Source organism: Brevibacillus halotolerans, from assembly GCF_026891775.1.
In the GTDB taxonomy this organism is placed as follows: domain Bacteria; phylum Bacillota; class Bacilli; order Brevibacillales; family Brevibacillaceae; genus Brevibacillus_B; species Brevibacillus_B halotolerans.
This window is the reverse complement of sequence record NZ_JAPTNK010000016.1, coordinates 15,802-28,135: the sequence shown is the minus strand read 5'-3', so window position 1 is coordinate 28,135 and position 12,334 is coordinate 15,802. Positions and strand designations below refer to the sequence as shown.

General features: G+C 43.0%; 13 protein-coding genes. All 13 read right to left on the bottom strand.

Features of this window, described 5'->3' with window-relative positions:
* Positions 1 to 29 precede the first annotated feature (29 nt).
* Positions 30 to 971, bottom strand: coding sequence for a peptidase U32 family protein (locus O0550_RS18085; protein WP_258426993.1), 942 nt, complete (start codon positions 969 to 971; stop codon positions 30 to 32).
* On the bottom strand, positions 968 to 1,621 hold the full coding sequence (locus O0550_RS18080) for an O-methyltransferase (protein WP_096886995.1): 654 nt from the start codon (positions 1,619 to 1,621) through the stop codon (positions 968 to 970). Before O0550_RS18080 ends, O0550_RS18085 begins: the two co-directional genes overlap by 4 nt.
* Before the next feature lie 121 nt (positions 1,622 to 1,742).
* A complete protein-coding gene (gene mltG / locus O0550_RS18075) occupies positions 1,743 to 2,849 on the bottom strand; it encodes an endolytic transglycosylase MltG (RefSeq protein WP_003345374.1) in 1,107 nt (368 codons plus the stop codon).
* Positions 2,850 to 2,935: 86 nt separating this feature from the next.
* Positions 2,936 to 3,349, bottom strand: a complete 414-nt coding sequence (locus O0550_RS18070) for an NUDIX hydrolase (protein WP_003345372.1) — start codon at positions 3,347 to 3,349, stop codon at positions 2,936 to 2,938.
* Positions 3,350 to 3,466: 117 nt separating this feature from the next.
* Complete coding sequence (locus tag O0550_RS18065; RefSeq protein ID WP_003338314.1) at positions 3,467 to 3,763, bottom strand: DUF1292 domain-containing protein; 297 nt, start codon at positions 3,761 to 3,763, stop codon at positions 3,467 to 3,469.
* A gap of 5 nt (positions 3,764 to 3,768) precedes the next feature.
* Entirely contained in the window at positions 3,769 to 4,182 is a 414-nt protein-coding gene (gene ruvX / locus O0550_RS18060) for a Holliday junction resolvase RuvX (RefSeq protein ID WP_003338315.1), read from the bottom strand.
* Between the two features lie 17 nt (positions 4,183 to 4,199).
* Entirely contained in the window at positions 4,200 to 4,460 is a 261-nt protein-coding gene (locus tag O0550_RS18055; RefSeq protein WP_003338316.1) for an IreB family regulatory phosphoprotein, read from the bottom strand.
* Positions 4,461 to 4,609: 149 nt separating this feature from the next.
* Complete coding sequence (gene alaS / locus O0550_RS18050; protein WP_163246677.1) at positions 4,610 to 7,261, bottom strand: alanine--tRNA ligase; 2,652 nt, start codon at positions 7,259 to 7,261, stop codon at positions 4,610 to 4,612.
* Positions 7,262 to 7,693: 432 nt separating this feature from the next.
* On the bottom strand, positions 7,694 to 8,782 hold the full coding sequence (locus O0550_RS18045) for an AI-2E family transporter (RefSeq protein WP_003345367.1): 1,089 nt from the start codon (positions 8,780 to 8,782) through the stop codon (positions 7,694 to 7,696).
* A gap of 200 nt (positions 8,783 to 8,982) precedes the next feature.
* Complete coding sequence (locus O0550_RS18040; protein WP_162988319.1) at positions 8,983 to 9,156, bottom strand: hypothetical protein; 174 nt, start codon at positions 9,154 to 9,156, stop codon at positions 8,983 to 8,985.
* Positions 9,157 to 9,198: 42 nt separating this feature from the next.
* A complete protein-coding gene (locus tag O0550_RS18035; RefSeq protein WP_003345362.1) occupies positions 9,199 to 9,396 on the bottom strand; it encodes a hypothetical protein in 198 nt (65 codons plus the stop codon).
* Between the two features lie 20 nt (positions 9,397 to 9,416).
* Positions 9,417 to 9,917: a PRC-barrel domain-containing protein gene (locus O0550_RS18030; RefSeq protein WP_003345359.1), complete on the bottom strand. Its 501-nt coding sequence runs from the start codon at positions 9,915 to 9,917 to the stop codon at positions 9,417 to 9,419.
* 85 nt (positions 9,918 to 10,002) lie between these two features.
* On the bottom strand, positions 10,003 to 12,267 hold the full coding sequence (gene recD2 / locus O0550_RS18025) for an SF1B family DNA helicase RecD2 (protein ID WP_003345357.1): 2,265 nt from the start codon (positions 12,265 to 12,267) through the stop codon (positions 10,003 to 10,005).
* Between the last annotated feature and the right edge of the window lie 67 nt (positions 12,268 to 12,334).

Here is a 12,334-nt window from a genome sequence, read left to right as displayed (position 1 = left end):
GTTCAATTTACGCAAGTCTTCTTTCCCATTTAAGCATGGTAAGGAATCGGTGGTTTATAATAAAATCCAGTGTTTAAAGGTCGATTTTTTGGTTGCAGAGCTTCCATTTTTTGCAGAAACTCAGCCGCTTTATCACGATATTGTTCTACATCAGATACGCACAAATCTAATGCTTCACGATATAGCTTCGTCACTGCGATTACATACTCAGATGTATGCAGCAATCCTTCAATTTTCAAACTGTCCAATTCACCATTCACAAAGTCCTCAAGACCATCAACCATACAAATATCTTCTGCACTGATAATATGAGTCCCATGGGCATCTTCATACACAGGATAGCTAATATTGCGGCGTTTTTCTTCCTTCACATACATCCCGCGATCCATGCTGGTACCTTCCTGCTCCATATCGCGTCCTTGATGACCAAAATAAGCCGAAACAAGATCACGTTTGGATTGGAAAATGCAGGTTGGTCCATGTACTTGTGCTTGAATTTCACATTTTGCTTCCTGCTGATTTTCGATCGTCTCATCTATGGTTAATTCACGTGCCAATACAGCACGGCTTGCCCCTTTTTCTGCCCAATAATTAATGGTATCGTAGCTTGTGGATAACATTTCCATGCTCCAATGTAGCTTTAGCTTCGGAGCCACTTGTTTAGCAGCAACTATCACAGCAGGGTCACCGAACACCACCGCATCTGCTCCTACTGTTTCCAAATGTATGAGATAATCGTCTAATCCATCTAATTCTTCATTGTGTAATAACGAATTTATATTGATGTACACCTTAGCACCCTTGCTATGTGCCAAGCGAATCGCTTCGTCTATTTCTTCAACGGTAAAGTCTCCTGCATTGCGTAGTCCGTAGCGTGCTTCTCCAATGCTTAGAGCATCCGCACCGGCCTCAATTAGCGGCAGGACATCAGCTAATTTTTTTACCGTAACCAATAGTTCAGGCTTTTTCACGCATTGCCCTCTCCTCTCGTCTGCTTTACACTAACCGCGATCCCATCCCCTATAGGTACAATTGACGTTTCTAGTTGGGGGTGTCCCATGAGATGCTTATTAAATCCATCAATCTTCTCAACCATTTTCTTTTGCCGTTTTCCCGCCGCTTGCGGATCGGTAACAAGACCACGGTATAAAACATTGTCCGTAATTACTAATCCTCCTTCTTTTAACAGAGGAAGGTATAATTGTAAAAAGGTGAGGTATTGCCCTTTAGCAGCATCAATAAACAGACAATCAAACTCATATGACCCAGACAAACCCTTTGTCGCGTCGCCCTCAATTAGTTCAATTCGATCTTCTAGGCCAGCTTCCTTAAAGGAAGCGCGCGCGCGGGTGATTCTCTCTTCATCAAGTTCCATTGTTACTATTTTTGCCGTAGGAGCAGCCTCAGCCAGCCAGATTGTTGAATAACCAATGGCTGTACCTACTTCCAAGATGCTTTTGGGTCTTTTGATTAACAGTAAGGTACGTAAGAATTGAGCCCCGGTCAATTGAATGATAGGGATATTCTCTTCATGTGCCTCCTGCTCTAGTCGCGTTAATAGCGGGGAGCGCTGTGGAATGAGATTTTGTAAATAATGATCTATAGCAGGGTTCGTAATCATGTGGAAGGTCCCCCGTTCTCTTTCAACCAGATAATATACATTTTGGTATAGAATCTGTCATAAACTAATTCACAACCGTTCTATTATAACACATTTCGCCAAAACAGCCACTATCGTTTTGTTACCAGCTTCCTTGACTTTTCGCATTTTTGGAAGCATGCTCTGCAAATGTTTTAGAGAAATAATGCTCCTGTGTCCCGTCCTTTTTCGTCACAAAGAAGAAGTATTCGTTTTTTTGCGGATTTACGACTGACTCAAGCGACGCTCTACCAGGACTCGCAATGGGCCCAGGTGGCAGGCCCTCATGAAGATACGTGTTATATGGACTTGCTATCTTTAAATCATCAAATGTAATGCGGTCACGTTGCTTGCCTAAAACAAATTGTACAGTGGCGCATGATTGTAATTTCCAGCCATCACGTATGCGATTATAAAAAATTCCGGCTACAATTGGTCTTTCATCGTCTACTACCACTTCACGCTCGACAATCGCCGCCAAATTAACTGCTTCATCCATTGTTAACTTGTGCTTCTGTATTTGTTCGTTCCATTCTGGCTTCCATTCTTTTTCGAACTGCCCCAGCATTTTGGCGATAATCTCATGCTCAGTTGCTCCCTTACGAACCTCATAGGTTTCTGGGAACAAATATCCCTCTAGCCGATATTTTCGCCCTTCTTTCTTCGGAATAGACGAGACAAATGGAAATTCTGGAAAATCACCTTCATTTATTTCCTGTATAAAAATATCTTTCTCAATTAGTCCTTTTTTAGCAAGCGCATCTGCAATCTGGCCTACATTCCACCCCTCTGGTATGGTAAAGCGCGCCACTTCTGCTTGAGTTCCTTCGCTCAGCATTTTAATCAATTGATCGATGGTTACCTGCTGATCAAACTGATAGGTTCCTGCTTTTAGATCACCAGCTACTCCCTGATAGCGCACATAATACGAGAATAGAGTGGCATTTTTAATAATGCCATTCTGCTCTAGCAAGGCAGCTATCTGCTTAACACTAGAACCTGAAGGGATATCTATTTCGGCTGTAGCTGTGATTGGATTTGGTTGTAGCTGTTGATATACATAATAGGTTCCCACTCCGCCCACAACAAGGACAAGCAATGTAAACCAAAGCAATCCTTTTACGATAAACCCACCGCTTCGTTTTTTCCGCGATCGGGATTGATTCCTCAATAATTCCTGTCTCTCTTCACTACCTTTTGCCAAGCTCACACACTCCTCCTCACATTACATCGCCATTCATTATACAAAAAGATCAAATATCTTGCACGTTTTGATAGAGTCTTACCGTTTATCTATCAATTTTTACCCGTATTTTTTATATCTGCAAAAACTCTTCTCAGCAAATGAGCCTGATAAAGAGAATCATCATCCAACTGCTCAATCTCTGTGAAACGAAACCATTTTGCTTCCCTAATTTTTGTTCCATCTATCTGAATGGTGCCTTCGTTCACCGTCGCTGTAAAAACATTGCACACCACTGAGTCTTTCGTTTCATCAACAAATTGATAAATACCTGAAAGGCTGGTTAACTCTACTTGTAGACCCGTTTTCTCAGCTACTCTTTTCACAGCAGCATCCATAATTTTTTCCCCTGCTTGTACAATTCCTGATGGGATGTTCCATACGTTTCCAAGCTCTTCCCTATCTTCTCGAATCAGTAAACATTGATCTTCGTGTGCAATTATCGTACTTACCATTTTTGTCGCCATAAGCTCCCTCTTTCGTCTTTGATTAAAAAAAGCATGAGCTACTGAAGAAAAGTCATCATCCCTGTGACGTCCTTTTCTCCAGTGGACCCATGCTAGTTTTTACTACGTGATCAAATCCTAGTTCTCTTCGCTTTCCAATTCGTCGATCAATGTTTCAAAGGTAGCTTCTACAGCATCCCATTCAGCATCATCTTCAATCGGCTCAAGAATATCGCTTCCATCATAGCGCAAGAAATGAACTTCATATTCCTCGTCATCTTCCTGATCAACCGGAACTAAAACTAAATAATTACGGTCTTCCACTTCTAGGATGTACATAATGCGGAAATCACGGGTAGCTGAATCGTCTTCTCCTTCCTCCACCAATGCGATCACGTCGCCTACTTCATAGTCATTTTGCATGTCTTCACTCATTGTTTTCACCTCGAATTAGCATCCAAATACCCCTGAAGGATGAGTACGGCTGCCATTTTATCAATCACTTTCTTGCGCTTTTGGCGACTCACATCAGCTGATATTAACATTTTCTCCGCTGCCATCGTCGTCAATCGCTCATCCCAGAGATGAACGGGCAACCCTGTCCGCTCCTTCAGTTGCTCAGCAAAAGCTTGACAGTATTCACCCTTAGGGCCAATCGTACCATTCATATTCTTCGGCAGACCGACCACAAATGCTTGTACTTGGTACGTCGCAATCCATTCTTCGATACGCCCAAAATCATTTTCTTTGGACGAGCGTCTAATCGTTTCGATTCCTTGAGCGGTCCAACCTAGCTCATCGCTTATTGCGACGCCTATGGTCTTTTCACCCACATCCAATCCAAGTATTCGCATAATTATCTCCTATGATGTTATGAACCTTTTGGTGACAAGTAAGCTTTCACCATTTCTTCAATTAGCTTGTCGCGTTCAATTTTACCAATCAAACTGCGAGCATTGTTATGGCGAGGAATAAATGCAGGATCTCCTGATAATAGGTATCCTACAATCTGTGTAATCGGATTATAGCCTTTTTCTTGTAGAGCGCTGTATACTTCTTCCAAAGTGGCACGTACTTCAGCTTCACTTGCTTCCTTTGGAGCGCTAAACTTCATGGTATTGTCCATAGACATAGCCTAACACCTCGCTTTATTTAAAAATGAGCCTATTATAAGTATATAATGAGTAACTCACTTTTCGTGTTTATCGGAAAGGCAAAGGATTCACCCGCAAAGCGAATGAATCCAGTTCACCTTGTTACTTTATATTGTAGACGTTTTACCTATTGGTTTGCAACCGCCTGTCCTTCAACTACACTTGCAACAATAGAAAGTGCTTCGCCTAACTTAGCAGGTTCCTTACCACCCGCTTGTGCCATATCAGGGCGACCGCCACCGCCACCGCCGCAACGTGTAGCAACTTCCTTGACGATTTTACCAGCATGGAATCCTTGACTCATCAGGTCTTTGGTCACACCAGCTACAATGTTTACCTTATCTCCTTCAACCGAACCAAGGACAATTACAGCAGAGCCTAGTTTATTTTTAAGCTCATCGACCATACCGCGAAGGTTGTCCATATCCGTTGCAGATACTTGAGTAGCCAAAAGCTTTACGCCCTTAATTTCTTGTACCTGCTCTGTGAGAGTTCCTGCTTCAATATTGCCCAATTTTGTACGTAGTGACTCAGCTTCGCGCTGCGATTCCTTCAATTGAGCTAACACGCCTTCTACGCGAGCAGGAGTTTCATGCAACTGTGGTGACTTAACTGCTTGTGCCACTTCTTTTAGTGTGGTTAGCTGTTGATTTAAATATTGATAAGCACCGCGACCTGTCACTGCTTCAATACGTCGTGTGCCAGCCCCAATGCCGCTCTCGCTTAAAATTTTAAAGAGACCGATCTCTGCTGTATTTCCTACATGGCAACCACCGCACAGCTCAATGCTGAAGCCCTCAACATTAACTACGCGCACAATGTCTCCATACTTTTCGCCAAAGAGCGCCATCGCACCCAATTCTTTGGCCTCAGCAATCTTCATGTTCGAAATGCTTACAGCTAAGTTACTCCAAATTTGCTCATTCACGATTTGTTCGATACGCTCCAGCTCTTCCGCTGTAATGGAGCTGATATGTGTAAAGTCAAAGCGAAGTCGCTCAGGAGATACCAAAGAACCTGCTTGATTGACATGTGTTCCTAGAACATCTTTTAGAGCTTGGTGCAACAAATGCGTTGCTGTATGGTTTTTAATCGTAGCGTTGCGTCCTTGTTGGTCTACCTCAGCCGCAATCTGATCTCCTACATGTAACGTACCGGCTTCAATTAGTACCTGATGAACGTTTTGACCATGAGGCCCTTTTTGTACGTCAATCACGCGTGCTTTAACCGTATCTGCTGTCAAAGTTCCCTCATCATTAATCTGCCCGCCGCTCTCTGCGTAGAAAGGTGTACGATCAAGTACCACTTGGCAGGTAACACCCTCTTGTGCTTCTTTTACAAGCTGATTGTCGATAATAATTGCCTCAACTTTAGCGTCAGTAGACAATGTTGTATACCCGATAAATTCACTTGCTACTGTTAATTCCGACAATGCCCCGCCCTGCGTCTGCATGCTGTCTACATCCTGACGAGCTGCACGAGCGCGTTCACGTTGCTCTTCCATTGCCTGTTCGAAGCCATCGCGGTCAACAGAAAGACCATGCTCCATTGCGAAATCCTCTGTCAAGTCAACCGGGAAGCCGTATGTGTCGTACAATTTAAAGGTATCCTGACCGCTTAGCTGGTTTCCACCAGAAGCCTTTGTAGCTGTTACCATACCCTCTAAAATGGACAAGCCTTCCTCCAATGTTTCATGGAAGCGTTCTTCCTCAGCACGAATTACACGTTCGATAAAGTCACGCTTTTGAACCACTTCTGGGTAAAATTCTCCCATCATATCGCCAACTGTTTTGGTCAATGTGTACAAGAATGGCTTCTGAATTCCAAGCATTTTACCCATGCGAACAGCACGGCGAAGCAAGCGACGAAGCACGTAACCGCGGCCTTCATTCGAAGGCAAAGCCCCATCTCCAATAGCAAACGTAACTGTACGCACGTGATCTGCAATTACTTTTAGTGCTACATCTAGCTCATCATTGGTTTTGTAAGCTACACCTGAAATTTGGCTCGTCTGTTCAATTAACGGGAATAACAGGTCTGTTTCATAGTTGTTATCAACATTTTGGATAATAGAAACCATACGCTCCAAGCCCATACCTGTATCAATATTTTTCTTAGGCAATGGAGTATACGTACCATCAGGATTATGGTTAAATTGGGAGAATACTAGATTCCATACTTCTAAATAACGTTCATTCTCCCCACCAGGATATAATTCTGGATCGCTTGGGTCATTCCCAAATGCTTCACCGCGATCATAGAAAATCTCTGTGTTCGGACCGCTCGGACCTTCTCCGATATCCCAGAAGTTACCCTCTAAACGAATAATTCTCTCTTCTGGTATGCCAATTTCCTTATTCCAAATTTCAAATGCTTCATCATCTTCAGGATGTATGGTAACCGACAATTTTTCTGGGTCAAAACCAATCCATTCAGGACTTGTCAAGAACTCCCATGCCCAATGAATGGATTCCACTTTAAAATAGTCCCCGATAGAGAAGTTACCCAGCATCTCAAAGAAGGTATGATGACGCGCTGTACGTCCTACGTTTTCAATGTCATTTGTACGAATGGATTTTTGGGCATTCGTAATGCGTGGATTCTCAGGGATAATTCGTCCATCAAAATATTTCTTTAACGTAGCTACCCCACTGTTAATCCACAACAAAGATGGGTCATCCACCGGTACTAAAGATGCACTTGGTTCAATTCGATGTCCTTTGCTCACAAAGAAATCTAAATACATTTGACGAACCTGATTACCTGTCAACTTCTTCATGCTGTTTTCCTCCTTTATTTTTCAACACGAGGGAATGACCAACTTCTTTTTCATTCGGTCCACCATCGTCTTTGTATACATTTGCTTACCTTTAGAAGACAAATAAAAAAAGCCCTCATCCCCTCAGGGACGAGAGCTATTGTCTCGCGGTACCACCCTGCTTACAGAACTCTCATTCTCCAACACTGAAACAGCGCTTTTCTTATGAGAGAATCTGTCGCTTTCATGACCATAACGGGGTCCTGCCGCCGGTTTTTTCCGGTCTTCGGAGTAGCCTTCGGTTGTCCTTCTTTTGGATGCTCTTTCAGCCAGGGAGCGTCCTCTCTTGGAAAAGGGTGCAACCTACTCGTTCCATCAACGATCTAGTCGCTTTATAATTGGTTTTAGTGAATAACGTTTCAACGTCATTATAGTGTTTTTTTCTAAGTCATGTCAACTTTGAGTTCGAATCAAAATAACGCGTTGAATGATCACTTTTAGTACAGCGAGTACGGGTACAGCCAAGATCATCCCGACCACTCCCGCGATCGCTTCCCCTGCAAGCAAAGCAAAAATAATCGTGAGCGGATGAAGATGAAGTGTTTTTCCCACAATATTGGGCGAAATGATATTCCCTTCAATGATTTGTATGACTAAGTTTATTCCTATAACAAATAAGGCTTGTTTAGTAGAAATCGTAAGGGCAATCAGCAACGCAGGCACAGCACCAATCAAGGGACCAATAAAGGGAATGATGTTGGTTAAAGCCACAAAGCAAGCTAAGACAAATGGATAGGGCATCTTAATTGCCCAGTATCCAATAAAAACCAGCACTCCTACTATGAGAGACACAACCATTTGTCCATGAATATATTTTCCCAGTGAATCGTTAATATCTCGTAAGGCTACTTGGGTTTGTTGACGGAACCTCCGCGGGACCCATAAGATCAGATTCCGATGAATTTCTTTCATATCTTTTAATAGATAAAATGCGATAAAGGGAACAACCGCATATCCCAGCACCTTTCCCAGCGTTTTTTTAGCGCCATCCACAAACAAAGAGATATCCCGCGACATTTTTTCCTGCGATTGAATGATAGCCCGATCGACACCATGCTGGATACTATCCGGCAAGAAATATTTATGTGCCTCCCACTCCTGTATCCATGTCTCATACCAGCTCGTTAAACGGGGCAGATCGTCTGATAGTTCTATCATTTGTTTCGTAAAAACCGGAATTGCATTCATCACAGTAATGACTACTAGCAGTACGAACCCCAGATAAATTAAAAGAAGAGCCGCTAAGCGCGGTACCTTCCTTTTTTCTAAACTCGCAACGACAGGATGCAGCAAATAAGCTATAATAAGCCCCGCAAAAAATGGAAGAGTTACCTCTTCAATCAAAAAATACAGAGGCTTCAATGCAGGGCGCAGCAACACAAAAAGATTAGCTATAATGAGCAATAAGATAATTGACACAGCGATATGATAAAAACGATAGCGTTTTTGTTGCGGTGTTGGCTGTTTTGTCAGTTGGTCCATGGCATATCCCCCATATCCTCGCTAAAAACTCCTTTTGGTAGGATGTGCGAAATAGAGAGGAAAAATGCGGGAATGCTGTTATTTGAATCCAAAATAAAGCAACCTGCTCCATCTAAGGAAACAGGTTGCTTTTCATTCCTTTTTTCTATGGGTAAAAATCTACTGCCACACATTGCATGCATTCCAGTTTGAATAGAGGATTAACGTGCGAACGAACGCTTCACAAAACGACCTAGTCTCTGAATATCTCGCTGGGAAAACTTCATTTTTCCCCATCCGCTAAAGAATTTTTGACTCCGCTTAGACCTCATCAAATATCCAATAGCAGCTACGATCCCACTCATGATCAAAGTTCGAAAAATTCCGCGTCTCATTTAGCAGCCTCCTTCAGATTCTCATGGGGTAAGATTGAGGTGTTACGCTTGCGCTCTTAGCTCTTGGTCATCTAAGAACAAGTCATTTAACGATTCTAATGAACCGTCTTCTTCTACCTGATAAATAGAAGAAATCTGGTCTCCAGACATACTCATCTCAACATAACAATTCCAGCAGTAGTACTGATTCGTTCCAATTTTACCAATATCTTTTGATGAACAATTGGGGCACGTCATCATGCAAAATAACCTCCTAAACGCTAATGCGCCTTAAATCCGGTGTGCATGGGGATAATAAGGTGTTCGTTTCCGATTGATACAGGCGATGCCGCATTAATTCGCTTGCGTCCTTCGGTAATATCGGCAATCCAACCGTCCGATAACTCGTACCCTACCATCCTTTCCCAGTCAACAGAAAAATAAACATCTTCCACTTTTCCTAGCCAAGCACCGGTCTCTGTTACAGCTTGTTTTCCTTTTAGTGCATGCTCACCTGTAAATAGGCAGAACATTTGATTCGTATCTAGATGGCGCATTGAGGTCACAACGTGCTTGTCCTCTACAGTGATGAAATCGTCCCCGATTGTACCGATATGGTTGGAATGAATATAGCGTCCCTGCTGGAACCAGCCTGCTTCTTGCAAAACCAGACCAATGACTTGCAAGTGAAGATCACAGAGGATATCTCGGACAATCCCAATTTCTTCGCCGGTGTTCATGGCCAAAACTGGCAAGCCTACTACGTCCAATGCTCTCTTCATGGGCATCTCCTCCCGTTATGTTAGTATTGCGGTTGAGATGCCCTTATATCCTGCCAAAACTGTTCCACCTAAACCAAACCTTCCTTTATCCGTACAAACGTAGCCGATCTTGCAAGTAGCTATAACGAATTCCTTCCTCATCATTTTGCACCGCAATGCGAAAAGCATCTGGATCGCCACACATTAGCAAAAATGACTTGCTACGTGTTACACCCGTGTAAATTAATTTTCTGCGTAACATACGATAATAGTTACGCACTAAAGGTAAAATAACAATTGGAAATTCACTGCCTTGTGATTTGTGCACCGAGCAACAATAAGCCAGAGTAAGCTGGTGATACTGTGATCGACGATATACAACCTCTCGTCCTTCAAAGGACACCACTAGCTGCTCTTCATTTTCCTCATTTTCTGTAGGACGAAATATAGCAACGACTTCACCCATGTCTCCGTTGAATACCTGCTCGTCCGCATTATTTACCAATTGAAGTACCTTGTCTTTTACCCGAAAAACCGTTTCACCAAAGGTTACCTCCCGCTTCTGATCCGAAGGCGGGTTGAATAGAAGCTGTAGCTCTTCATTGATATGATTAACACCAGCTACCCCTTTGTACACGGGGGCAAGAACCTGTATATCTTTTGCTGTATATCCTTTATTTACGGAACTGGAGCAGATTTGTTTCACAACTTCAACAACATTTTGTGGCGAAGTTGTGAAAAATCTCCGATCCTGGGTTGGAGCAAGTAAATCTTGTGGTACTTTTCCCGCCCGAATGTCATGAGCTAATCGAATAATGGAGGATTCCTCTGCCTGCCGATAAATCTCCGTCAATTGGACAACCGGAATCACATTGGACTCCAGCATATCAAACAAAACATTTCCTGGACCTACAGAAGGCAATTGATCAGGGTCTCCTACCATCACAACATTTATATCCTTCGGGAGACAGCGGAATAACTGATTGGCTAGCCAAACGTCTACCATCGACATTTCATCAATAATAATCATTTTGCCGCGAACCGGGTTATCTTGATCGTGCTCAAAGCTCTCACCTTTCCAACCAAGAAGACGATGAATCGTCATCGCTGGCAATCCTGTTGTCTCAGACATACGCTTTGCTGCCCTACCAGTAGGGGCTACCAGTAAAATAGGAAAAGGATTATCTTGTGTGTCATATTTCTTCATGTCTAAACTAATTCCCTGCAAATTTGCAAAAACATGGCAAATTCCCCTAATGACTGTTGTTTTACCCGTACCAGGTCCTCCAGTCAGTAGCATTAGTCCCGAATCCATTGCTTTTTCTACTGCTTCTCTCTGTTTAGTTGCATAGCTAATCCCCAATTCTTCCTCTACTTTTCCGATCGCTTGGTAAAACTCAGATGCCGGATAGCTATCAGGATTTTCTCTTGAGGCAAAATAATGAAGTCGTTTGGCCAGACCAATCTCTGCAAAAAACAAGGACGGAAGATAAACACGCTCTTCCTCCCAGTGTACTTTGTTATCCATTACTAGTTGTTCAATCGCGCCCTTTACATCCTCTGCCTCGAAAACGTGTCCGCCGCATTCCGTTAATAGCGAAATCGCCCGCGCGATTAATTCTTCATGGGGGAAATATACATGCCCCTCACTATAACCAGCTTCTTGTAAAACATACAGGCATGCTGCCATCACTCGTTCCTGGGACGAGGCCGCAATTCCTGTGGATAGGGCAATCTCGTCTGCACGTTTAAACCCGATGCCTTGCACATCCTCAATGAGCTTATATGGAGTTTCTGTCAATACAGTCATGGTATTATGCTTATAGGCTTGATAAATACGTAAAGCTAAATGAACGCCAATTCCAAATTCGTATAAGAAAACCATGGTACGTTCTAAAGATTGATGCTCTAGGACGGATTCATAGATTTGCTTAGCGCGTTTAGGAGAGATCCCTGGAATAGCGGCTAAATCGTCAGGATTTTCAGCAATGATGGTAAGTGCATCGACTCCTAAATGTTCCACGATCCGCTTTGCTAGCTTTTTACCAATCCCACTAAAAAGTCCACTTGCTAAATACTTTTCAACACCCGATTTGGTTTTTGGTGTTTCACGCTCGTAACGTTCAGCCACATACTGCTTTCCGTATTTAGGATGATCTTTCCACTCACCATAAAAGGTATACGTCTCATCCTCGTGAGGACGCGGAAAATGCCCTACAACAATGACTTCTTTATCTTTAATCGGTTCCGTTGTCTCTTCCACTTTAAAACGAATGATGGCATACCAGTTCTCTTCGTTATAAAAAATTTCGTGTTTTACTTGTCCTCGGATAAAGGTCTCACGAAACAACGGGAGCGCCTGTTGTTGCACGGTAGTACGCCTCCTTTTTTCTATAAAGCCTTGGCTTTGGAAGACTTCTGGGCCCAGCAAAGCCTTA

Coding starts and splice junctions, on each gene's coding strand:
- O0550_RS18045 (WP_003345367.1), bottom strand. CDS start 8,782: ATGGACCAACTGACAAAACAGCCAACACCGCAACAAAAACGCTATCGT.
- O0550_RS18030 (WP_003345359.1), bottom strand. CDS start 9,917: ATGAAGAGAGCATTGGACGTAGTAGGCTTGCCAGTTTTGGCCATGAAC.
- O0550_RS18035 (WP_003345362.1), bottom strand. CDS start 9,396: ATGATGACGTGCCCCAATTGTTCATCAAAAGATATTGGTAAAATTGGA.
- O0550_RS18065 (WP_003338314.1), bottom strand. CDS start 3,763: ATGAGTGAAGACATGCAAAATGACTATGAAGTAGGCGACGTGATCGCA.
- ruvX (WP_003338315.1), bottom strand. CDS start 4,182: ATGCGAATACTTGGATTGGATGTGGGTGAAAAGACCATAGGCGTCGCA.
- alaS (WP_163246677.1), bottom strand. CDS start 7,261: ATGAAGAAGTTGACAGGTAATCAGGTTCGTCAAATGTATTTAGATTTC.
- O0550_RS18070 (WP_003345372.1), bottom strand. CDS start 3,349: ATGGCGACAAAAATGGTAAGTACGATAATTGCACACGAAGATCAATGT.
- O0550_RS18080 (WP_096886995.1), bottom strand. CDS start 1,621: ATGATTACGAACCCTGCTATAGATCATTATTTACAAAATCTCATTCCA.
- O0550_RS18055 (WP_003338316.1), bottom strand. CDS start 4,460: ATGTCTATGGACAATACCATGAAGTTTAGCGCTCCAAAGGAAGCAAGT.
- O0550_RS18040 (WP_162988319.1), bottom strand. CDS start 9,156: ATGAGACGCGGAATTTTTCGAACTTTGATCATGAGTGGGATCGTAGCT.